This window comes from Kitasatospora sp. NPDC056446, from assembly GCF_042796115.1.
GTDB lineage: Bacteria > Actinomycetota > Actinomycetes > Streptomycetales > Streptomycetaceae > Kitasatospora.
The window spans coordinates 43816-67430 of sequence record NZ_JBHTRF010000045.1 but is presented as its reverse complement, the minus strand read 5'-3'; the positions used below and the strand labels follow the sequence as shown (position 1 = coordinate 67430).

The 23615-nt window shown below is 74.7% G+C and carries 12 protein-coding genes and 1 riboswitch; all 12 genes read right to left on the bottom strand.

Annotated features, from left to right (window positions below; all coding sequences use genetic code 11):
- Nucleotides 1-45: 45 nt before the first annotated feature.
- A complete protein-coding gene (locus ACFQ6N_RS25735; protein ID WP_380653448.1) occupies nucleotides 46-468 on the bottom strand; it encodes a nuclear transport factor 2 family protein in 423 nt (140 codons plus the stop codon).
- The gene (locus ACFQ6N_RS25730; RefSeq protein WP_380653445.1) at nucleotides 468-1649 is read right to left on the bottom strand and encodes an FAD-dependent monooxygenase; all 1182 of its coding nucleotides are present in this window, start codon (nucleotides 1647-1649) and stop codon (nucleotides 468-470) included. The genes ACFQ6N_RS25735 and ACFQ6N_RS25730 overlap by 1 nt, the downstream gene beginning before the upstream one ends.
- A 1-nt stretch (nucleotide 1650) precedes the next feature.
- Nucleotides 1651-9279: an amino acid adenylation domain-containing protein gene (locus ACFQ6N_RS25725; RefSeq protein WP_380653442.1), complete on the bottom strand. Its 7629-nt coding sequence runs from the start codon at nucleotides 9277-9279 to the stop codon at nucleotides 1651-1653.
- 555 nt (nucleotides 9280-9834) lie between these two features.
- Complete coding sequence (gene folP / locus ACFQ6N_RS25720; RefSeq protein WP_380653440.1) at nucleotides 9835-10647, bottom strand: dihydropteroate synthase; 813 nt, start codon at nucleotides 10645-10647, stop codon at nucleotides 9835-9837.
- Between the two features lie 250 nt (nucleotides 10648-10897).
- On the bottom strand, nucleotides 10898-13213 hold the full coding sequence (gene metE / locus ACFQ6N_RS25715; RefSeq protein ID WP_380653438.1) for a 5-methyltetrahydropteroyltriglutamate--homocysteine S-methyltransferase: 2316 nt from the start codon (nucleotides 13211-13213) through the stop codon (nucleotides 10898-10900).
- A 155-nt stretch (nucleotides 13214-13368) separates the two neighbouring features.
- A riboswitch (cobalamin riboswitch) is annotated at nucleotides 13369-13593 on the bottom strand.
- A gap of 95 nt (nucleotides 13594-13688) precedes the next feature.
- On the bottom strand, nucleotides 13689-14528 hold the full coding sequence (locus tag ACFQ6N_RS25710; RefSeq protein ID WP_380653435.1) for a hypothetical protein: 840 nt from the start codon (nucleotides 14526-14528) through the stop codon (nucleotides 13689-13691).
- A 120-nt stretch (nucleotides 14529-14648) separates the two neighbouring features.
- Complete coding sequence (locus ACFQ6N_RS25705; protein ID WP_380653432.1) at nucleotides 14649-15401, bottom strand: methyltransferase domain-containing protein; 753 nt, start codon at nucleotides 15399-15401, stop codon at nucleotides 14649-14651.
- A 4-nt stretch (nucleotides 15402-15405) separates the two neighbouring features.
- Entirely contained in the window at nucleotides 15406-16173 is a 768-nt protein-coding gene (locus ACFQ6N_RS25700) for an SDR family oxidoreductase (RefSeq protein WP_380653429.1), read from the bottom strand.
- Complete coding sequence (locus tag ACFQ6N_RS25695) at nucleotides 16161-17024, bottom strand: TauD/TfdA family dioxygenase (RefSeq protein ID WP_380653426.1); 864 nt, start codon at nucleotides 17022-17024, stop codon at nucleotides 16161-16163. The genes ACFQ6N_RS25700 and ACFQ6N_RS25695 overlap by 13 nt, the downstream gene beginning before the upstream one ends.
- 13 nt (nucleotides 17025-17037) lie before the next feature.
- Entirely contained in the window at nucleotides 17038-18306 is a 1269-nt protein-coding gene (locus tag ACFQ6N_RS25690) for an aspartate aminotransferase family protein (RefSeq protein ID WP_380653423.1), read from the bottom strand.
- Nucleotides 18307-18317: 11 nt separating this feature from the next.
- Complete coding sequence (locus ACFQ6N_RS25685; RefSeq protein ID WP_380653420.1) at nucleotides 18318-22988, bottom strand: AMP-binding protein; 4671 nt, start codon at nucleotides 22986-22988, stop codon at nucleotides 18318-18320.
- Complete coding sequence (locus ACFQ6N_RS25680) at nucleotides 22985-23608, bottom strand: DUF6309 family protein (RefSeq protein WP_380653418.1); 624 nt, start codon at nucleotides 23606-23608, stop codon at nucleotides 22985-22987. The genes ACFQ6N_RS25685 and ACFQ6N_RS25680 overlap by 4 nt, the downstream gene beginning before the upstream one ends.
- Nucleotides 23609-23615 lie beyond the last annotated feature (7 nt).

Below are 23615 nucleotides of genomic sequence, written 5' to 3'. Positions count from 1 at the left end.
GCGCGGGGGGACCGGGCCGTCGCCGTGGTGTCGGCGCGGGGAGTGTCAGTCCGTGCCGAACAGCGTGCGGGCGAAGTACTGGGTGTCGAAGTACTCCCGCATCTCGCTGATCCGACCGTCCGCCACCGTGAAGAGCGCGCTGATGTCGATGACGTACGGCTCGCCGTTCCTGGTCGTCGAGCGCGAGACGCATTCGACCGCGACGTGGTCGCCCTCGGCGATCACGCGCTTGACGTCGACCGCGTACCCGGCGTCGGGCGCGAGGCGCTCGTTCAGCGATGCCATGAACGTGCCGACGATCTCGGCCGTGCCGTGGAAGGCCCCCGCCAGCGGGTGGGAGCCGGGGATGTGGAAGACCGCCTCCGGGGAGAGCAGCTCCAGGGCCCCGTTCAGGTCCTTCTCGCGCAGGGCCTGGAGGTATCGCAGGACCACGCTCTTCGCGTCGTCGTCGGCAGTCGGCCGGTTCATCACTGGTCTCCGATCGTGAACAGCTTCGGGGTGAGGGCCCGCTCGAAGGGGGCCATCAGGACGGACTCGGGGGCGAAGCGGAGGTAGGCGTCGCGCAGCGTCCGCAGCACGGGCTTGTCCAGCTGCTCCAGCGCGCCGAACCGGCGGGAGACCTCGACCATCTCCCGGGTCCGCTCCCGCCGCAGGTCCTCGTAGGCGCGCAGCGCGGCCACCGGGTCGGAGAGCGCGCCGAGGCACTGGGCCAGCACCACGGCGTCCTCGATCGCGCTGCTGCCGCCCTGGCCGAGGCTCGGCAGCATCGGGTGCGCCGCGTCCCCGAGCAGGGTCACCGGCCCCTCGCCCCAGTGTTCGAGGAACGGGCGGTCCTGGGCCGGGACGGCGACGATGTCCTCGGCGGGGGTGTCCCGGATCGCGGCCTGCACCTCGTCGGCCCACCCGGCGTAGGTGCGGGCGATCTGCGCCTTGTCCCCGCCCCAACTGCGCGCGGACTCGGCGGACATGTTCGCCGTCCCCCACCAGTAGACGCGGCCGTGGCCCACGTCGTGGAGGCCGAAGCGGCGCCCGAGGCCCCAGTAGTGGGCGTTGAGCCCCGGGGTGAACTTCGGGTGCTCGAACGGGGTCACGGCCAGCCAGCAGATGAAGCCGCCGTCGGTGGGCGCGCCGGCGCCGGTGCGCTGGCGGCGGACGGCCGAGTTGATGCCGTCGGCCCCGATGAGGATGTCCCCGGTGGCCTCCCGCCCGTCCTCGAAGCGGACCCGGACGCCGTCGCCGGTCACCTCGTACTCCGTGGCGGTCGCGCCCAGCTCGATCGGGCAGTCGCCCAGCGCGTCGAGCAGGGCGGACTGGAGGTCGCCCCGGTACATGGCGATGCTCGGGGCGCCGATCCGGTCGCCGGCCTCCTTGAACGGCAGGGACCGCAGCAGCCGGCCCCCGGAGTCCAGGAGATCGCTGCGCTCCACCGTCCCGCCTCGCTTCTCCAGGCCGAGGTCGATGTCCAGGGCGCGTAACGCGGCCACCGCGTTGGCCATCACGGAGATGCCGAACCCGGCGGGCCGCAGCTCGCGGGCGCGTTCGTAGACGACGGCCTCGACGCCGACCCGGCGCAGGGCGACGGCGGCCGCGAGGCCACCGATCCCCGCTCCGATGACCACCGCCCTGCGGGCTCTCGTGTGCTGTGTCATGTCACTCTCCTTCGGGTGCGAAACGGCTTGACGGAACAGGGTCGGACGCGACAGGCCCAAGCGGAACAGGGCCGGGCATGGCAGTTCCGGGCACGGCAGGGCCGGGCGGAACAGGCCTCGGCGGACGGTGGTCGGCGGTGCCGGTCCGGGCCAGCGCGGCCACGATCCCGGCCACCTCCCGCACATGGGGCTCCTCCATCAGCGTGAGGTGGTCCCCGGGCACCGCGATGACGTCCACCGCGCCGGTGGTCATCGAGTGCCAGCCGTTGGCCGGGTCCTGGTGGCGGGAGCCCGCCGTGCTGTGCATCGGCATGAGCACCTGCGGCAGCGGCTCGGTCGCCCGGAGCACGGTGACGTCGAAGGACGCGGCCTCGGGCTGGTACGCGACCGTGGAGCGCCAGTGCGCCGCGTACATCGCGAACAGCCGGCGCACCAGGGCCCCGTTGCTGTCCGCGGGCAGCACTCCCAGGTCCGCGGCGTAGCGGGCGATGAAGGCGAACTTCTCCTCCAGGGTGGCGAGTTCCTCGGGGAAGTCGACCCGCTCGGAGTCGCCACCGCGTCCCAGCAGCAGCAGCTCCCAGAAGAACCAGCCGAGGAGCGCGTCGTCGGTGTACGCGGCGCGCCGGGCGTCGGGTCCGAGCGCGACCGTGTCCAACAGGACGACCGTGCCGACCTCCTCCCCCGCTGCCCGGAGCTGACGGGCCATCTCGAAGGCGACAAAGCCGCCGAAGGACCAGCCGCCGAGGGCGTACGGGCCTTCCGGCTGGACCCTGCGCATGGCGGCGAGGTAGCCGGCGGCGAGGTCCGGTACCGAGTCCAGCGGTGTGGTTCCCGCATCGCCGCCGGCCGCCTGGAACGCGTACAGCGGCTGGTCCTCGGGCAGGTGCCGGGCGAAGGGGACGTAGCACAGCACGTTGCCGCCCATCGGGTGGACGAGGAACAGCGGCCGCCCGGTGCCGCCCGGACGGATCGGCACCAGCGGGTCGAAGCGCGCCGTGCCGCCGCCGGAGCGGAGCAGTTCCGCCAGGGCGGCCGCGGTGGGCGCGGCGACGAAGGCGGAGATGGGGACGGTGACGCCGTAGCGCTGCTCGATCAGCACGACGAGCCTCATCGTGGTGATCGAGGTGGCGCCCAGCTCGAAGATCGAGTCGTCGATCCCGACGCCGACCCCGACCCCGTCGACGCCCGCTCCGCCGACGCCCGCCCCGTCGACGCCGAGCAGTTCGCCGATCATGGCCGTGAGGGAGCGTTCCAGGGCGTCGCGCGGCGCGGTCGCGTTCCGGGGCGCCGACCGGGTGAGGGGCATGGTGCGCAGCGCGCGGTCGTCGCGCTTGCCGCTCGGGGTCAGCGGCAGGCGGGGCAGCCACTCGAAGTGCGTCGGCACCAGGTAGGACGGCAGCGCCGTGTGCAGTTCCTCCCGCAGCCTGCGCAGGTCGGTCCGCTCGGCGGAGCCGACCAGGAAGGCGACGAGCGACACCTCCCCGGCCGCCTGCCGCCTGGCCACCACCGCGGCCTCCGTGATGTCCACGGCCGGGTGCCGGGAGGCGGCCCGGCCGATGGCCAGTTCGGTCTCGGCGGGTTCGACCCGGTAGCCGCGCACCTTGACCTGGGCGTCGGAACGCCCGGTGCACACGATGGCCCCGTCGGGGAGGACGAAACCCAGGTCGCCGGTGCGGTAGGCGACGCGCCGGGTGGTGCCGGTGCCCGGGGGGAGGGGGACGAAGCGTTCGGCGGTCAGGTCCGGGTCGCCGAAGTAGCCGTCCGCGAGGCAGACGCCGGAGATGTGGATCTCGCCCTGCACACCGACCGGGACGGGGCGCCCCCGCCCGTCCAGGACCCGGACCTCGGCGCCGTCGATCGGGCGGCCGATCGGGGCGAGGGCGGGGAAGCCGGCCGGATCGCCCGTCATCGTGTGGCTGGTGACCACGTGCGACTCGGTCGGACCGTACTGGTTCTCCAGCAGTGCTCCGGGCAGGCTGCCGAGGAACCGGCGGATCGCGTCGGTCACCCTCAGCTGCTCGCCGGAGGAGACCACCACGCGCAGCCGGCGCGGGGCGGGCCCGTGGGCGACCGAGGCCTCGGCGAGCTGCTGGAGGGCGACGTACGGCAGGAAGATCCGCTCCACCCCGTCCTCGTCGAGCAGCCGCAACAGGGCTGCCATGTCCCGGCGTTCGGACTCGGACACCACCCGCAGGGTGCCGCCGGAGCAGAGGGTCGAGTAGATCTCCTGGAAGGAGACGTCGAAGCTGAGCGGCGCGTACTGCGCCGTGACGCCGCCGACGGCACCGCTGCTCTGCCGGGTCTGCCAGTCGACCAGGTTCGCCAGGGAGCGGTGCGGCATCGCGACGCCCTTGGGCCGGCCGGTCGAGCCGGAGGTGAACAGCAGGTAGGCGAGGCGGTCGGGATCGCGGCTGCCCGGCAGCCCGGCGGTCGCGGCCTCGTCGGCGGTGGTCGCGGCCTCGTCGGAGGCGGTCGCGGCCTCGTCGGAAGCGGTCGCGGCCTCGTCGGAGGCGGACCGCGGCACCGAGAGCAGCGACTCCGCCGGGAGGAGCAGGCCGGGCTCGGTGACGAGGCCGGCGTGGGAGCGCTCCGCGACCACCCGGAAGGGCCGGGCCTGCTCCAGCATGGCGGCGAGCCGGGCCTTCGGGTAGCCGCTGTCCAGCGGGACGGCCGCGGCACCGGCCTTGGCGACACCGAGGATCACGGCGATCGCCTCCGGTGAGCGGTCCATGGCGATCCCGATCCGGGCGCCGGGCCGGGCACCGGCCGCGAGCAGCCGCCGGGCCACCCGGTCCGTGGCCTCGTCCAATTCCCGGTAGGTCCACTGCCGCCGTTCCGTTCCGCTGCCGGCCGAGACGGCGACGGCGTCCGGGGTCTCGGCGGCCCGCCGGCCGAAGAGTTCCACGACGTCGGCCGCCGGGCCGCCGCCGTGGACGGCGCGGGAGGGTGCGGCGGGCAGGAAGTCGTGGCCGGGCGCCTCGTCCGGGTGCGTGACGACGCGCTGGAGGACGTCCGCGTACGTCCGGGTGAAGAGCTCCGCCTGGGCCGGGGTGAAGGTGCGTCCGTCGCCGTCGACCCGCAGGCCCACGCGGCCGTCGACCGGGTCGACGAAGGCGTTGACCAGCAGCTGGAAGTTGGTCTCCTCCCAGGTCAGGAAGGATTCCAGGCGGACTTCGGGCAGCTTCAGGACCTCGGAGAGCACATGGAAGTGGACGTAGTTGAAGGCGGTGTGGAGCACCGGTGCGCCACCGCGGTCCTCCTGCATCGCGCTCAGCGGGTAGTGCCGGTGGGCGTGGGCGGCGCGTTCCTGGTGGAACAGCGCCCGGACCGCGTCCAGGCGGCTGCCCGGGTCGGGACGGCGGCGGTCGTCCAGCCGCACCGGGACGGTGTTCAGGAAGAGCCCGCTCATGCGGTCGGCGCCGTCCCGCTCCGGCCGACCGTGAGTGATCAGTCCGGTGACGAGCGTTCCGTCGAGTGACGAGAACACCTGCAGTGACTGGCAGTACGCCGCGAAGAGCACCGACTTCACGGGTACGGCGTGCCGGCGGGAGAACGCCCTTACCTGGTCGGCCAGTTCGGCCGGCAGCACGGTGTGGTGGGTGACCGCCCCGTCCCCGCGGGGCGGCTCGGCCGGGGCGAAGCCGTCGAGTCGCAGGGGCTCGGTGCCGGCGAGCACGCCCGCCCAGTGGTCCCGCGCGGCCCGGTCGGCGAGTGCCGCGCGTTCGGCCCGGACGTGGTGGGCCGGGCTCGGGTGCGGGCCGGGCGGGACGGGGCCGATGTCCGCTCCGGCGGAGTGCAGGTAGTCCTGCAGCAGCTCGCTCAGGAGGCCCGCGACGCTGCCGCCGTCCAGGAGCGCGTGGTGGAAGCTGAGGACCAGGTCGACGGCGTTCTCCCGCACGTGTGCCCGGAAGAGGTAAGGCTGCTCCCGCTCGAACCGGTAGCGGTGGAAGCGGCGTTGCTCGATGTGCCCGCAGATCGCCGCGTCGGCCTCCTCCGGCCGGCGCCCACGGAGGTCGACAACCTCCAGGCCGCCGGTGGTGCCCGGGTGGACGACCTGCATCGGCTCCGTGCAGCCGCCCAGGTCGAAGGTGGAGCGCAGCGCGGGGTGCCGGGCGGCCAGCCGGTCGAAGGCCCGCCGGAAGCGGTCCTCGTCCCACGCCATCGCCAGGCGGTACCGGAACACATCGCGGTAGACGGCGGAGTCCTCGTACTGGCGGCTGTGGTAGACGAGGCCGAGCTGCAGCCGGGTGAGCGGGAAGGCGTCGACGGCGCCTTCCAGCCGTGCCCGGTCCACCCGCGACACGAGGTCGAACGGAGCCGGTTCGGTGTCCGTCCCGGCGGCGGTGCCGGTCCCGGGGGCGGTGCCGGTGCCGGTCCCGGCGGCGGTGGTGGCACGGGTGGCGAGTCCCGCCACCGTCGGGTGCCAGACCAGGTCGTCGAGCGCGAAGTGGATGCCGCGCCGCTCGGCCAGCGCCCGGATGCGGAGCATCAGGATCGAGTCGCCGCCGAGGGCGTAGTAGTCGTCGTGGACGGAGACCGGCCCGGTGCCGAGCACCTCGGCCCAGATCTCGGCGAGGGCGGCCTCGGTCCCGGTACGGGGGGAGCGGTCCTCCTCCGGCCGCTCCGGGCCCGCCTCCGGGTCGGGGAGCCGCTTCCGGTCGGCCTTGCCGTTCGGGGTCAGCGGGATCCGGTCGAGCGGGACGAGCCGGGACGGGATCATGAAGTTCGGCAGGACCCCGGCCAGTCGTTCCCGGAGCGCGGCCGGGTCGGGGGCGGGATCGCCGGGGACGTAGTACCCGGCCAGGTAGGACCCGCCGTCCGGGCGGGTCCGGGCCACGACGACGGCCTCGCGCACGCCCGGAAGCCGCGAGAGGGCGTCCTGGACCTCCCCGAGTTCGACCCGGTTCCCGCGGATCTTGACCTGGTCGTCGATCCGGCCGAGGTATTCGAGGTTGCCGTCGGCCAGCCGGCGGGCGAGGTCGCCCGTCCGGTACAGCCGGCCGCCGGGCACCGACGGCTCGGCACGGAACTTCTCCCAGGTCAGCTCCGGCCGGCCGAGGTAGCCGCGGGCGAGGCCGACGCCGCCGATCCACAACTCGCCCGGGACGCCGACCGGTTGCGGCGAACCGTCGGGGGCCAGGACGTACAGGTCGGTGTTGTCGATGGGGCGCCCGATCGGCACCCTGGCGACGGGCCCGGCCGCTGCCCCGGGGCACTCGTACGCCGAGACGTCGACGGTGGCCTCCGTCGGGCCGTACAGGTTGACGAGTACCGGTGCCCCGTCCTCCCCGAACACCCGGTGGAACTGCTCGACCCGCGCCGGCGGCAGCGCCTCGCCGCTGCAGAAGACCAGGCGCAACGACCGTGCGCCGCCGCGCAGTCCGGGGTCCTCCTCCAGCAGGTCGAGGAAGGGGCCCAGCATGGACGGCACGAAGTGCAGCACGCTCACGTTGCGCGCGGCGATGCTCCGCAGGATCTCCCGGGGGTCCTTCTCCCCGCCCGGCGGCAGGAGGGCGACCCGGGCGCCCTCGATGCCCCACCAGAAGAGCTCCCACACCGACACGTCGAAGGAGGCGGGTGTCTTCTGCAGCAGGACGTCGTCCGGTCCGATCGGGTAGGCCCGCTGCATCCAGGCGAGCCGGTTCACCACGGAGTGGTGCTCGACCATCACGCCCTTGGGCTGCCCGGTCGAGCCGGAGGTGTAGATGACGTACGCGAGGCTGCGGCCGTCGCCGGCCGGCTCCAGCGGGGCGCCCGGGCCGTCCGGGCCGTCCGGGGCGTCCGGGCCGTCCGGAAGGTCGTCGACCCGCAGCACGGGGGCGTCCGTCGCCGGGACGTCCGCGTCCGGGTCGACCAGCACCGCCTTCGCTCCGCTGTCCGCCAGCATGTAGGCGATCCGCTGCTCGGGGTATCCGGGATCGACCGGCACATAGGCGCCGCCCGCCTTCAGCACGCCGAGGACGGCGGCCAGTTGACGGGGGCCGCGCTCCATGAGGACGGCCACCCGGTCGTCCGGGCCGACCCCGTGGGCCCGCAGGGCGCGGGCGATCCGGTCGGCGCGGGCGTCGAGCTCGGCGTAGCCGATCACGCTGCCGTCCGCCGCGTACACCGCGGGCCGGTCGGGCACTCGCGCGGCCCGCTCCTCGAACAGCCCGTGCAGGGTCTTCTCGGCGGCGTAGGGCACCCGCGGACCGCGGGTGAGGCGCGACAGCGCCTCCTGCTCGGCCGCGGTGAGCACCTCCAGCTCCCGGGCGGGGCGTTCCGGGTGCTCGATCCCCTGCCTGATGAGTTCGGCGAGGTGCCCGGCCACCGAGGCGATCGGGAGGTCCTCGTCGAAGGCGTCCAGGGCGTAGTTGAGATCGATGGTCAGGTCCTGCGCACCGGGGAACACCATGAGGTGGATGGCGAGCGCCTCCCGGTCGTGCGGCGGCGCGAAGTGCCTGGCCGGCGCGACGTCGACGCCGTCCGGCTCGGCCAGCTGCTTCAGGGGCTGGTACGAGAACGTGACGTCGAAGAGCCTGCGCTCGGTCGTCCCGGTGACGGCGGCGAGGTCCCGCAGGACCTCACCGGCCGGCAGGCGCTGATGCTCCTGCAGCTCCCCCACCGCCGCCCGCACGTCGGCGACGATGTCGGCGAAGGTCTTGCCGTCCGGGACGTCGATCCGCAGCGCGTGGGTGGTGGCGTACGACCCGACCACCGCCAGCTCCGCCTTGGTCCGGCGGTTGAGCAGCGGCACGCCGACCACGGCATGATCGGTCCGGTGGACACGGGCGAGGTAGACGCCGAGCACTGCCAGCAGGAAGGCGAACGGCGATCCGCCCTGCTTCTTGATGCGCTCGACGAGACGGGCCTCGACGGTGAGCGGGTACCGGCCGCAGCCGGGACGGCCCGGCGCTTCGGGCCCGCCGGGCACTTCGGGCTCGCCGGGCGCCGGAGCCTGCGGCTGCGGCTGCGGCTGCGCGGCCGCCGCCGGGCGGCGGCGGGGGAAGAAGGCCGGCTCCAGGCCGGAGAGGGCGGCGCGGTGGAAGGCACGGTCCTTCTCGTACTCCGGAGAGGAGAAGTACGCGGCGCGTTCCCGGGCCACGGCCAGCACGGACGGCGCCGGCCCGAGGGCCGGGGGCTGCTCTCCACGGCTGCGCCGGACGTAGTCGCGCAGGATCTCGTTGCGGAGGCGGTCGACGGCCCAGCCGTCGATGAGGAGGTGGTGGCACTTGATGTGGAGGTACTGGACGCTGTCGCCCTCCCGGAGTACCGACGCCTCGAAGAGCGGGCGGTCGAATACCTCGAACGGAATGGCCTTCGTATTCTCGCGCCAGGCCCGGCAGGCCGCGGCCGGGTCGTTTTCGCGGGAGAAGTCAAGAATCCGTACGAAGGATTCCCCCGGCTCCGCTCCGGGGTGGTCGGCCAGCCACTGCAAGGGGATCCCCTCGCGTTCGCCGAAACGCAGCCGGAAGGTGTCGTGGCGCTCCAGCGCGCGCATGACACACTGCCGGAGGAGTTCGAGGTCCATACTGCCGGCGAACCTCTGGGACACGACGGTGACGAACTGCGGGCTGCCCGGAGCCTGGGACTCGGCGGCCCACATGTCCAACTGGTACGGCGTCAGCGGTAAGGACCCCGAGTCCGACACACCGCCTGCCTCCGTGTTTGTGGTCGACTCGGGTGGATCTTTCCGACTCATTGCTTTTCCCCCTGTTGGATGACGTCTTGACAGTCCGCCGCGCGGACGGGCACGCGCGGCGGGCATGGGTGGGTGGGCATGGGTGGGCATGGGTGGTCGCGACGCGGCCGACGACCGGGCGGCAGCGGGAAAGGAATTCATCCGGCAATTGCCGAGGCGGCCGCGGAGAATTTATCCGGGCATTCGCCCGGCGGCCGGAAAATCCCTGGAGGGCATGCTCGAATGCCGAACCGACCCCCGGGACGGTTCGCTCGGCCAAGAACCCATGGATTCACGGGCAGCGCAAACTATGACTTCGACCACACCCCCGTCCGGTCCGCTGCAGCTCATCGCCACCCATTCGGATGATATGAAGCCCCATGAAATTCCGTCAAGGGAAATCCGGAAACGTCGGATCCGGCATCGAAAAGCCTTAGCGGCAATTGATTTGTGGACAGAGCTGCGCATACCCCCTCTTTGGGGTGGATGGTGCGCGATCCGGCGGCGCCAGTGGTTCGGGGCCCGTCAGGCCCGGGCCGGGCGGGCGGACCGCAGGGCGGCCTCGACCCGTACGGCGTCGGCGGTGGCCCGGACCTCGTGGACGCGTACCGCCCAAGCGCCCTGGGCGGCCGCCAGGACGGCCACCGCCGTGGTCGCGTCGTCCCGTTCGCGGGCCGGGCGCGGCTCGCCGGTGGCGGGGTCGGCCAGCAGTTCGCCGAGGAAGCGCTTGCGGGACGGACCCACCAGCAGCGGCCGGCCGAGCGCGGCCCAGGCGTCCGGGGCGGCGAGCAGGGCCCAGTCGTCCCGGCGCCCCTTGGCGAAGCCGAGCCCCGGGTCGACGATCACCCGGGACGGGTCGACCCCGGCCGAGACCACGGCGTCCAGTTGCCGCCCGACCTCGGCGACCACCTCGGCCACGACGTCCCCGTACCCGGCCAGTTCGTCCATCTCCCGGGACTGGCCCCGCCAGTGCATGACGACGAAGGGCACGCCGGCCCGGGCGACCGTCTTCGCCATCCGGTCGTCGGCCCGGCCGCCGCTGACGTCGTTGACGATCCGCGCGCCCTCGTCGACCGCCGCCTCCGCCACCTCGGCGCGCATGCTGTCGACGCTCACCAGGACGCCCCGCCGGGCGAGGCCCCGCACCACCGGGAGGACCCGGGCGAGTTCCTCCTCGACCGGCACCCGGCGGGCGCCGGGGCGGGTCGACTCCCCGCCCACGTCCACGATGTCGGCGCCCCGGGCGACCAGCGCGAGTCCGTGCTCGACCGCCCGGCCCGGGTCCAGCCAGTCGCCGCCGTCCGAGAAGGAGTCGGGCGTGACGTTGAGGATTCCCATCACCGCGCAGCGGCCCCAGTCGGGCAGGCCCGGTACGGAGGGAGGGCCCGGCAGGGCGGCAGGGCCAAGAGGTGCGGCAGGGCCAAGCAGGGCGGCAGGGCCAAGCAGTGCGTGCGGCTGTCTTTCCATGTCCCCATTCGGCTCTTCGGAGGATTCCACCGCCGTCCGGCGGTACGGGAGTTCGGCACCGCCACAGGGGCGGGCGCGGCACCGGCGCCGCGCCCGCCCCTGGGCTCCCGCGCCCGGCGGGTCAGCCGGCGAGTTCCTCGCGCAGGCGGCGGGCGGCGTCCACCAGGCTGTCCAGTGAGGCCCGGGTCTCCGGCCAGCCCCGGGTCTTCAGGCCGCAGTCGGGGTTGACCCACAGCCGCTCGGCCGGGATCGCGGCGAGCCCGGCCCGCAGCAGGGCGACCACCTCGTCGGTGTCCGGGACGCGCGGGGAGTGGATGTCCCAGACGCCGGGGCCGACCTCGCGCGGGTAGCCGGCCCGGGCGAGTTCGCCGGCGACCTCCATGTGGGAGCGGGTGGCCTCCAGGGAGATGACGTCCGCGTCGAGTTCGTCGATCGCGGTCATGATCGCGCCGAACTCGGCGTAGCACATGTGGGTGTGGATCTGGGTGTCGGAGCGGACCCCGGAGGTGGCCAGGCGGAAGGCCTCGGTGGCCCAGTCCAGGTAGGCCGGGCGGTCGGCGGCGCGCAGCGGGAGGGTCTCGCGCAGGGCCGGTTCGTCGACCTGGACGACGGCGGCGCCGGCGGCGTCCAGGTCGGTGACCTCGTCGCGCAGGGCCAGGGCGACCTGGCGGGCGGTGTCGGCGAGCGGCTGGTCGTCGCGGACGAAGGACCAGGCGAGCATGGTGACCGGGCCGGTGAGCATGCCCTTGACCGGGCGGCGGGTGAGGCCCTGCGCGTACTCGAACCAGTCGACGGTCATCGGGTGCGGGCGGGAGATGTCCCCGGCGAGGACCGGCGGGCGTACGTAGCGGGTGCCGTAGGACTGCACCCAGCCGTGCCGGGTGGCGAGGTAGCCGGTGAGCTGCTCGGCGAAGTACTGGACCATGTCGTTGCGTTCGGGTTCGCCGTGGACGAGGACGTCCAGGCCGGCCTTCTCCTGGTAGGCGACGACCTCGCGGACCTCGGCCGCCATCCGCTCGCGGTAGGCGGCGCCGTCGATCCGACCCGCCGTCAGATCGGCTCGGGCCAGTCGAAGTTCGGTGGTCTGCGGGAAGGAACCGATCGTGGTGGTCGGCAGCAGCGGCAGGCCGAGCCGGACGCTCTGGGCCTCGGCGCGTACGGGGTAGGGATCGGCGCGGCGGGCGTCGTCGGCGGTGACGGCGGCGGTGCGGGCGCGCACGGCCGGGTCGCGGGTGATGGGCGAGTTGGCGCGGGAGGCCAGGTCGGCGCGGTTGGCGGCGCGTTCGGCGGTGATGGCGCCGGTGCCTTCGCGCAGGCCGCGGGCGAGCAGCGCGGCCTCGGCGGCCTTCTGCCGGGCGAAGGCGAGCCAGCGGGCGATCTGCGGGTCCAACTCCCGTTCGGCGGTGGCGTCCAGGGGGACGTGCAGCAGCGAGCAGGAGGGCGCGACGTCGACGGTTCCGGCGAGGCCGAGCAGGGTCGCCAGGGTGGCGAGCGACTTCTCCAGGTCGTTGATCCAGATGTTGCGGCCGTCGATGACGCCGGCCACCAGGCGCTTGCCGGGCAGGCCGCCGACGGCGGCGAGGTCGTCCAGGTTGGCGGCGGCCGGGCCGGTGAAGTCCAGGGCCAGGCCCTCGACCGGGGCCTTGGCCAGCACGGGCAGGGCCTCGCCGAGCCGGTCGAAGTAGCTCGCGACCAGCAGCTTCGGCCGGTCGGCCAGGGCCCCCAGGTCGCGGTAGGCGCGGGCGGCGGCGTTCAGTTCGGCCGGGGTGCGGTCCTGGACGAGCGCGGGCTCGTCCAGCTGCACCCACCCGGCGCCGGCCGCCTTCAACTCTGCGAGCAGCCGGGCGTAGACGGGCAGCAGCCGGTCCAGCAGCGTGATCGGCTGGAAGTCGGCCGCCACCCCCGGGGCCGGCTTGGCGAGCAGCAGGTAGGTGACCGGCCCGACCAGCACCGGCCGGGCGTCATGGCCGAGCGCGAGCGCCTCCCGCAGCTCCCCGACCGCCTTGGCCGGGTTCGCCGCGAACTCGGTATCCGGCCCCAACTCGGGCACCAGGTAGTGGTAGTTGGTGTCGAACCACTTCGTCATCTCCAGCGGCGCGACGTCCTGCGTGCCGCGCGCCATGGCGAAGTACCCGTCCAGCGGGTCGGCCTCGACGGCCGCGCGGTGGCGGGCCGGGATCGCGCCGACGGCGACCGTCGTGTCCAGCACGTGGTCGTAGAGCGAGGAGTCGCCGGTGGGGACCTCCTCGATCCCGGCGTCGGCGAGCTGCTGCCAGTTCTCCCGGCGCAGTTCGGCGGCGGCAGTCAGCAGGGCCTCCGCCGTGACGGCGCCCTTCCAGTAGCCCTCGATCGCCTTCTTCAGTTCCCGGTTGCGGCCCTGGCGGGGGTAGCCGTGCACGGTGGCGAGGGTTGCCGCCGCTGCGGACTTCGTGGTCAAGGGACTCTCCTTCGCGAGCCTGTTTCCTCACATACCCGGCGACGGGAGGAGGACGCGAAGGGATGACGAACCGGACGGGTGCCCGCACACGGGCACGACTCCGCCAGGTATGGTCGCCGACCCGCCCTCGGGATCACCGGATGGCCGCGCGCGAACGGTCGCGCACGGGCAGTGGCAGGTCTTCGGACTCGCGGGCACACCCGCCCTGGCTCCAGGACAGGCACCTACTGGCCGTCGCTTCCCAGACCCTCCCGGGCCCAGTGCGTATGACGGCGGTCGTTCCCACTCACCGCTGCGGGGCAGTCCCGGATTCCCACCGGGTTCCCTCTTGCGACGCGCCTGCCTGGCGGACAGGGCGAACCAGCTGCGCGGCCAGCTTAGAGTGCGTACGGCGTTCCGGACAGCGGGTTCCGGGATCCTGTCCGAAGGATGGACACCACCCCGCGGGCCCGGCGGACCGGCGGCCGGCTGACGCTCAGTCCACGGCGACGGCAGTGAACTCGGCCGTGTGGACCGTGTCGCCGTGCTTGAAGTCGAGGTAGAGCCGGTACGGGCCCGCGGTGGGGGCGACGGCGTGGAAGGTGACGTCCGGGCCGGGCGCGGTGGCGCCGTCGCCGGGCTCCCCGTTCGGGTGGACGTGCAGGTAGGCGAGGTCGGCGGCGCGCAGGGCGACCAGGTGGCCGTAGGCCGCGAGGTAGGGCTGGAGGTCGGTGACCGGGGAGCCGTCGCGGGCGACCAGGAAGGTCAGCGGCGCGCCCCGCCCGGCGGCCAACTGCCCGGCCAGGGTGACGGTGTAGCCGTCGACGTCGGCGGTCGCGGCGGGCTCGGGCAGCGGGCGGTCGGCGGACCCGCCGGGGAGGGCGACGTCCACGCCGAGGGTCAGCGGGGCCGCGCCGACGGCCTTGAAGTCGGCGTACACGTGGTAGGCGGCGGGCCCGTCGAAGGGGGTGGCCACCCGCCAGGTGCCGTCGGCGTCCAGCTCGGGGTGGACGTGGCGGTAGCCGGAGAGGTCGCGGCGCACCACGATCAGGTGCAGCAGCGCCTCGTGCTGGGGCTCGTACGCGGTGACGGGCTCGCCGTCGGCGCCGGTGATGCGGAAGGTGAACTCGCCGTCGGGGCCGACGGTCTCCGGCACCAGGGTGAAGCCCTGGTCGGAGGCCGTCAGCCCCTGCGGGGCGCCGTGCCCGGCGTGGTGGCCGTGGTCCGCGTTCCCGTCGTGCCCGTCGTGCCCGGCGTGCCCGTGGTGCTCGGCGTGCCCATGGTTCCCGTGGTTCTCGTGTGACTCATGGTGCTGGTGGTGCTGGTGCGTGTTCATGCGGACAACTGTGGCGCGGCGGAGACGAGTTGTCCATGGACATATCGCCCGATCTCCATACCCCCCATGGGCATACCCGATCCACTCCGCGCCGGGCCCGGCCGGCCGGTCGGCTCCCGCCTACGACCCGGCCCCCTCCTCCCGGTGGCGCCACCGCACCGGGTCGACGGCCTCCGTGGCTCCCCGGGCGGTCCGCACCAGCGGCCGGTACCCCGCGCAGGAGAGCACCAGCATCTCGTTGTCGCCCGGCTGGAACTCGTACGCCACCCGCTCCACCCGGCTCGGGATGCCGAGTCCGGCCAGGTCCCGGCGCAGCCGCTCCAGCCCCGGGTACCTGACCCGGGTGTCGTACACCATCAGCGGGAACAGCCGGACTTCCCGGCGCGCCACCCGGGCGAGCTCCAGCAGGGCCGCCCGGTGAAAGTGCTCGTCCAAGCGGCTGCCGTACGAGAAGATCAGGTGCGAGCTGAGCACCAGGTCGAACTCATTGTCGGCGAAGGGCAGTTCGGGCAACGATCCGGCGACGTAGCGGTCCGGGCGGGCGGCGATGTCGGCGCGGAAGAGGCGGGCGTTGGCGGTCCACTGGCGGATCATGTCGTCCGCGTCGTCGTACCAGGTCCACGGGTACCCCGCCGTCTCCTTCCGCAGCAGCTCGCGCTTGAACTCCGTCTCCCGCTCCACCAGCAGGCCCAAGTCCTCGCGGTGGTCCGCGTACTGGCGGTCCACGGCGACGGCGTCGATGCCGAGCGGGCCCGCTTCGGCGACGAAGCTCGCCGCGCCGGCCGGGCAGTCCAGGATGCGCTGCTCCAAGTCGCCGTCGGTGAGCGTGAACATCGCCCGGTACTCCGCGAAGGAGCGTGCGCTGACCAGCACCGCGTCACCCCCGGCCGACGAACGGCATGGTGGTGGGCAGCACCACCAGGGACTGGATGACGGTGTCGGCCGGCTGGGAGGCCATCAGCACCAGCGCCTCGGTGAAGCGCTCCACCGGGATGGTCGCCTCGACCGCCCTCGTCCCGTCGGCCTGCATCGCGGCCGGCTGCGGGCCGCCGTCGACCGGGGCGACGTTGCCGACGTCGATCTGTCCGCAGGAGATGCCGTACGGGCGGCCGTCCAGGGCGAGCACCTTGGTCAGGCCGAGCACGGCGTGCTTGGCGGCCGTGTACGCGATGGAGTTGGGGCGCGGCACGTACGCCGAGGGCGCGCCGTTGTTGATGATCCGCCCGCCCTGCGGGGTCTGGGTGCTCATCACTCGGAAGGCCTCGCGGGCGCAGAGGAAGCCGCCGGTGACGATGGTGTCGAGCACCCGGTTCCAGTCCTCGAACGGGGTCTCGGTGATCGGCCGGCGCGGGGCGGCGGCGCCCGCGTTGTTGAACAGCAGGTCCAGTCGGCCGTGTTCGTCGCGGACGGTGTCGAAGAGCCGGGCGACGTCCGCCGGGCTCCGGATGTCGGTCGGGACGGCCAGCACCCGGGAGGCCGCCTCCCCGGCGAGGACGGCGGTCTCCTCCAGGGCGTCCTTGCGCCGTCCGGCGACGACGACGGTCCAGCCTGCGTCCAGCAGGGCCAGTGCCGAGGCCCGGCCGAGGCCGCTGCCCCCGCCGGTGACGATCGCCACCCGTCCGTGCGGTGCGGTCAACGCGCCCATGTCTCACCCTCGTTCAGCCAGATCCGCAGCATCCGCCGGGAGTACGGTCCGGGCTCGTCGATGAACGGCGAACGCCCGTGCAGCACCCGGCTGTTGCGGATGATCAGCAGGTCGCCGGCCTCCATCGGCAGGCCGAAGGCGATCTCCGGCCGGTACAGCACCTCGTCCAGCACGCCCAGCGCCTCCCACTGACGGTCCGTCAGTTCGGGGCCGCCCCGGTCCGGGGAGGAGCGGACGGTGCGGGTCTGGTAGTAGCAGCCGACCGTGCCCTCCTTCTGGTGGTAGAGGATCGGGGTGACCACCACCTGCGGGCCCGCCCGGCCGCTGCGCTCGAAGGTCCACTCCTCGCAGAGCGTCGCCAGCGCGTCCGGCCGCTCCCGGCCGATCAGGTCGTGGACGTGCCGGGCGCTCGCCAGCTTGGTCAGCCCGCCGCCGTCGAAGGCCGGCCGGAGGCAGAGCAGGATCAGCAGGTCGCAGGTGTCGCAGTGGAACCCGAGTTCGGTGTTGCCGTCGCCGTCCTGGTCGCACAGCACCGAGGTGAGGTCGCCGCGCCCGTTCTGCGGGACGATCCGGCCGTAGTCCCCCAGCAGGAAGGAGAGCACCTCGGTGATCTGGTCCTCCGGGTGCTCCACGTCCACCAGGCCGCTCACATGCGTGATGCCGACCGAGGCGACGGCATCCCGCACGAAGTCCCGCACCCGGGCCCGCACCGGCTCGGCCGCCCCCCATCGCCCGGCCCGCGCGTCGGCCCACAGCAGCCGCCGCTCCACCTCCCCCAGCGGGAGCGACCAGAGCTCCCGTCGGGCCTCCAACTCCAGGCTGCTCCAGCCGATTTCCGTCACCGCGTCCATGGGTCTCTCCTCCCTACCGGCTTCCGGCCGCGACGGCCTTCGTCCAGAGTTCCAGCGCCTCGTCGATCTGTCCGGCCGTGACCACCAGCGCGGGGATCATCCGGACCACGTTGAGGTGGACCCCGCAGAGCAACAGCAGCAGACCGTGCTCGGCCGCCGCCTGCTGGACACGCCGGGCCGCCTCCGGGTCCGGCGAGCCGTCCGGGTGGCAGAACTCGCTCGCGGCCATCAGCCCGAGCCCTCGGACGTCGCCGATCCCGGGCGCCTCGGCGGCGACCGTCCGCAGACCGACCAGCAGCCGGGCGCCCTGCTCGGCCGCGTTCTCCACCAGCCGCTCGTCGCGCAGCACGTCCAGGGTGGCGAGGGCGGCGGCGCAGGCCACCGGATTCCCCCCGTACGTGCCGCCCTGCGAACCGGGCCAGGCACGGCCCATCAGCTCGGCGGGCGCGGCGATCGCGGACAGCGGGAAGCCGCTGGCCAGGCCCTTGGCGGTGATCAGGACGTCCGGCCGCACCCCCTGTTCGTACTCGTGGGCCCAGAACCGGCCGGTGCGGCCGAAGCCGGTCTGCACCTCGTCCACCACCAGCAGGATGCCGTGCCGGTCGGCGCGCTCGCGCAACCCGGCGAGGAAGCCGGGCGGCGCCGGGACGTAGCCGCCCTCACCGAGCACCGGCTCGACGAACATCGCCGCCGTCTCGGCGGGCGCGGACGCGGTGGCGAGCACCTCGTCCAGGCCGCGCAGCGCGTACGCCACCGCCTCCTCCTCGGACAGCCCGAGCGAGCGGCGCAGCCGGAAGGCGGCCGGGAAGGGCGCCACCGCGACCCCCGGCATCAGCGGCCCGATGCCCGCCCGGAACCGGGTGCCGGCCGTGGTGAGCGAGGCCGCGCCCATCGTGCGGCCGTGGAAGGAGCCCTCGAAGACGATCACGTTCTGCCGCCCGGTGGCGTGCCGGGCGAGCCGCAGCGCCGCCTCGACCGCCTCGGTGCCGGCGGTCGCGTAGAACAGCGAGTCCAGGCCGGGCGGGAGCACCTCGCCGAGCCGTTCGGTCAGGGTGAGCAACGGGTCGTGCAGCACGGTGGTGTACTGGCCGTGGATCAGCCGGCCCGCCTGTTCGCGGACGGCCTCGACCACCCGTGGATGACAGTGGCCGGTGCTGGTCACCCCCACCCCGGAGGTGAAGTCGAGGTACCGGCGCCCGTCGGCGTCGTAGAGGTGGAGGCCTTCGCCGCGCACGGCGACGACCGGGGTGGCCTGCTTGAGCGCCGGGGAGAGCTGGGACACGGAACCTGCCTTCACGAGTGGGTCCTGCCTTGGGGGGTACGGGGGTTCTGGCCTTGGGCGGTACGGGGGGTCTGGCCTTCGGGGGTACGGGGGTTCTGGTCGGCGGAGCTGCTCGGGGGCGGGCCGGCGGGCGGCAGGTAGCCGGCCTCGGCGGCCCAGGAGAGCGCGGCCGACCACCACTGCGGGGTCGGGGCGGCGAAGCGCACGCCCAGCCGGTCGAGCACGGCCGTGGTGTACGCGCTGTCCACCCGGACGTTGCGCTCCTCCTGCTGCGCCCAGGCGGCGGCCACCCGGGCGGCCGTCGGGTGCCGCCGCTCGGCGGCGGCGATGGCGGCCGCGAAGCCCTCGTCGTCGGTCAGCCGCACCGGATGGCCGAGCCCGGCGAGCCAGCCCACCAGCTCATCGTGCGGGACCTGGTACGGCGATTCGACGTGGTACGCGCCGGGCGCGGCGTACGGGTCGAGGGCGATCGCGGCGATCCCGGCCGCCACCGTGTCCACGTGCGAGAACGCGAAGGCGGTGTCCGGCCGGCTCGGTGCCGCCCCGGCCAGCAGGTAGCCGCGGACCAGCTGGTAGATCCGGTTGTCGCCGGCGTTCGCCTGGAACGCGCCGGTCCGGCTGTGCGCCGCGATGTGGCCGCTGCGGTGCAGGTAGGCGGCGTGCCCGGTGGCGGCCCAGGCCCGGACGGCCTGCTCCGCCCGGAACTTGGTCCGCTCGTACGGGGTGCGGAAGTACTGGCCGATCCCCAGGTCCGCCTCGCTGAAGCGGCGCGTCGGGCCGTCCACGCCGCCCGAGACGGCGAGCGTCGAGACGTGGTGGACGCGGGCGGTCGGGGCGTGCTCCCCGACCCAGCCGAGCAGCCCGCGCACCGCCGTGTGGTTGGTGAGCTCCAGTTCGTCGGGCGAGGCCACCAGCCGGACGTCCGCCGCCGCGTGCACGACGATCCCCGCGCCCCGGGCCCGTTCCAGCCCGGCCGGGGAGAGCCCGAGACCGTCCCGGCCGATGTCCCCGGCGACGGCGTGGACCGCTTCGGCCCCGAAGGCCGGACCGGTCCCCAGCCGGCCGAGCGCCCCGGCGTCGTCCGAGGCCCGCACCAGGCAGGTGACGTCGGCGCCGCGCCGGACGAAGGCGTCCAGCAGGTGCCGTCCGAGGTAGCCGGTGGCGCCGGTGAGCAGCACCCGGGCGGGCTCCCGGACGGACAGCCGGGCGGGCTCGCGGGCAGGCTCCGGGGCCGGTGCGTGCCCTCCGGCCCGGGCGGGTGCGCGCTCCGGCGGCCGGCCGGTCGGCGGGGCACCGGGGTGCAGCAGTTGACCGGAGGTGGACAGCGGGACGCGGACGGGCCGTACGGCCGTCGTGGCCGCTCCCGTCCCGGCCACCGCCACCTCTGACACCCCTGCCTCCGACGCCACCACCTCGGCGAACGCGGCGGTGATCCGGTCGGCGGCGTGGTGCGGCAGCCCGGGCCACCCGTACACCAGGTCGGCGACCAGCCGCTGCTCCACGATGCGCGCGGTGAGCCGCAGGCGGTACAGCGGGTCGCCACCGGCGCAGCGGGCCACCCCGGCCTGCTCCTCGGCGACCGTCCAGTCCAGCCCGGAGTCCTCCGGCAGCCGGAAGGTACCGAGGAAGTTGAACCCGGCGCCGGGCCGCTCACCCGGCCCGTCCATCGGCCGGACGGGTGCCTCGCGCAGGCGCCGCGCCACCGCCTCCGGGCCCGCTCCGGCCGTCAGTGCGACGTGCTTGACGGCGGTGAACCAGCCGACGGTGTCCAGGAATTCGCCCGGGTCGCCGCCGGTGTCCCGGCCGTGGGTCTCGACTTCCACCGCGAGCCCGGGGGTGCCGTCCCAGTCGGTGACGGCCCCGGCGAAGGCGGCGAGCAGGAGGGCCTCCAGACCGGCCCCGCCGCCGTGCCGGGCGACCAGCCGGGCGGTGGCCTCCGCGTCGAGCGCCCAGCTGAGCGCGACGGGCTCCTCGACAGTGACGGGTTCCGCACCCACGACGGGCCCCGCACCCCTGACGGGTTCGACGACGGGCCCCGCGACGGCCCCGGGGGCGGGCCCGGGCGCCCCGGGAGCGGCGGGCGCCGCCGGTCCGGCCGCCGCCCAGGCGTAGAAGTCCGCCGTCGGCGGCAGGTCGGCCGGCTTCCGGTCGAGCACCGCCCGGTACGCGTGCGCCAGGTCGTCCAGCAGGATCCGCCAGGACAGCCCGTCGACCACCAGGTGGTGCGCGATCAGGGCGAGCCGGTCGTCGGTCCCGGCCGGGCCGGAGAACAGGTGGACGCGCAGCAGCCGGCCGGCCAACGGGTCGAGGCTGCGGTGGAGTTCGGTGCAGACCCCGGCCACCGTGTCGGCGATCGGCCCGGCCGCGCGCGGGATCCGGGAGAACGAGACCGGGTCGAGGCCCGCCACCGGCAGGGGTGCGCCGCTGCCGCCCGGGGAGACCGGTCGGCGCAGCGCCTGGTGGCGTTCCAGGACGGCCGCGACGGCCGCCGAGAGCGCCGCCGGGTCCACGGCCGTCCGGCAGCGCAGCAGGACGGACTGGTTCCAGTGCCGCAGGTCGCCGAGGGACCGCTGCCGGTACAACCAGCGCTGGGCCGGGGCGAGTCGGCCGGTGTCCGAGCCGTTGCCGGAGCCGTTGCCCGAGCCACTGCCCGAGCCACTGCCGGAGCCGGTGTCCGAGCCGTCGCGCGGCGCCGGGAGCGACGGACCGGCCGGGCCCGCGACGGCGACGGTGGCGGCGACGGCCGCCAGGCCCTCCGCCGTCGGGTGCCGGTAGAAGTCCTCGTAGGCGACCCGTCGGCCCGAGCGCCGCAGGAAGGCGATGGTGCGCATGGCGAGGATGGAGTCCCCGCCGAGGCCCAGCACGTCGGCCCGGGGCCCGACCGCCGGCAGCCCGAGCGCGCCCGCCCAGAACCGGGCGATCTCCCCGGCCAGGCCGACGGCGGCGCCCGCGTCCGAGGACTCCGCGCGGGCCCCGACCGACTCGGCCACCAGCTCGCCCAGTCGCCGCCGGTCGAGCTTGCCGTTCGGGCCGACCGGGAAGTCCGGCAGCACCAGGACCGGTTGCGGTACGGAGTAGCCCGGCAGCCGGTCCCGCAGGTACGCGTCGAGACCCGCCACGACCTCGGCACCGTCCGGGCCGCCGGGCCCGCCCGGGCGCCCGGGAGCGCCGGGAGCGCCCGACAGCCGTACCGCGCCCAGCAGTTGGCTGCCGACGGCGGTCTCCCGCAGCAGCACCGCCGAGCGGGCGACGCCCGGGTACCCGTCCATGGCCCGCTCGACCTCGGCGAGGTCCACCCGGTAGCCGCGCACCTTCACCTGGCGGTCCACCCGGCCCAGGAACACCAGGTCGCCGTCCGCCCGGCGGCGGCACAGGTCGCCGGTCCGGTACATCGGCTGCCCGTCCCGCCGGACGAAGCCCCGGGCCGTCTCGTCCGGGCGGCCGAAGTACCCGGCGGTGACGCCGCGTCCGCCGATGAGCAGTTCCCCCACCGTGCCGTCCGGCACCGCCCGCCCGGCGCCGTCCACCACGGTGAGCAGGACCTCGCCGATCGCGGTGCCGATCGGTACGGTCGGCTCCTCGGCGGGCAGTCGGCGGGTGTCGGCGGCGAGCAGGCAGGTGGCGCCGACGGTGGTCTCGGTGGGCCCGTAGTGGTTGGCCAGCCGGGCGGTGACGCCGCCGTCGAGCAGGGCGACGGCCAGCGGACGGGGCAGCGGCTCGCCGCCGAGCAGCAGGGTGCGCAGCGGCGGGGTTCCGGCCGGGCGGCCTTCCAGCAGCGCGGTCAGGTGCGAGGGGGTGGTCTTCAGCGTGTTCACCCCGGCCTGGCGGAGCGAGGCCCAGAAGGCCTCCGGGTCGCGTACCTCGCGGTCCGGGACGACGTGCACCGCGCCGCCGGTGGCGAGGGCGAGCAGCCAGGCGGTGTGGCCGAGGTCGGCGGCCAGTGTGGTGACGTGCGCGGTGCACGGCGCGTCGGCCTCGGTGAGGTCGAGCCGTCCGGCCAGCGCCCGCGCGTAGTGCACGGCGTTGGCGTGGGTGACGGCGACCGCCTTGGGCTCGCCGCTCGACCCGGAGGTGAAGGAGAGGTAGGCGAGGTCCTCGCCCCGCACCTCCACCCGAGGCCCCGACCGGCCCGAGGGCCCCGGCGCCGCGGGCGGCTCCGGCGCCACGGAAAGCTCCGGTAACTCGGATGACTCCGGTAACTCGGGTGACTCCGGTAACTCCGGCGGCACGGGCGGCTCCGCCGCGCCCCGCAGGCCCGGCCGCGCCCGTGGCTGCGGCGGCACGGTCTCCACCACCTCCCCGCCGAGCCCGCCCTCGGTCGCGAGCACCCGCGCGACCCGGACGGCCGCCAGCCGCCGGGCGAGGTCGGCCGCCGTCCAGTCCGGGTCGGCCAGCACCGCCGCCGCGCCCGAGCGGAGCACACCGTGCAGCAGCACCAGCATCCGGGCGTCCCGGGGCCCGACCAGGGCGACCCGGTCCCCCCGACCGGTGCCGGAGGCGGCCAGCCGGGCGGCGATCCGGTCCGCCGCCGCGCCCAGCGTGCGGTAGTCGACGCCGCGCACGCCGTCGCTCAGCGCGGGCCGGTCCGGGTACGTCCGGGCGAGGCGGGCGAGGAGGTCCGGCAGGGTGCGGGCGGAACAGGCGGACGGCGTGGACCGGACGTGCTGCGTCGCCGAGGTCACGCCGACCCTCCCCCCGTACGGCGCGCCCCACCCACCCGGGCGGGCCCGCCACGCCTGGCCGACCCGGCGGACCCGGCCCGCCGGGCGGGAGTGGCCGCCGCCTCCGGATCACCCGCCAGGTACCCGTCCAGCGCCGCCCGTCCGGGCAGTCTGCCGGCCAACTCCCAGGCCAGCATGCGGTGCAGGCCGTCGATGTGGATCAGGCCGGCCCGGACCGACAGGTCCCCGTAGTCGGAGTGGTCGACCGGGGCGGTGCTGAGGTAGACGGGCGTGAACGGTGCCGACCGCAGCAGCCGCAGCTTCGCCGCGCAGACCGGGTTGGCGGCCGTCCAGGCGGCTCCCGCGGCGCGGATCCGGTCGGCCGCCTCGCCCACCGTCAGCCCTGAGCGCGGCACCAGTTCGAGCTCGCCGCCCTCGCTGAGGTGCCAGGGCAGCATGATGCCCAGGACGTCCGCCCGGGACAGCCGGACCCGCCACCAGCCGCCGGGGATCCCGTCGGCGCGTTCCAGGTTCTGCTCGCCGTACATGTTGCTGTTCGCCTCGTGGGCCCGATCGATCGGGTGGTCCCGCAGGTAGGCGTCGTGGACCTCGGCGTAGGCGACGGCGGTGACGATCTCCACGGCAGTG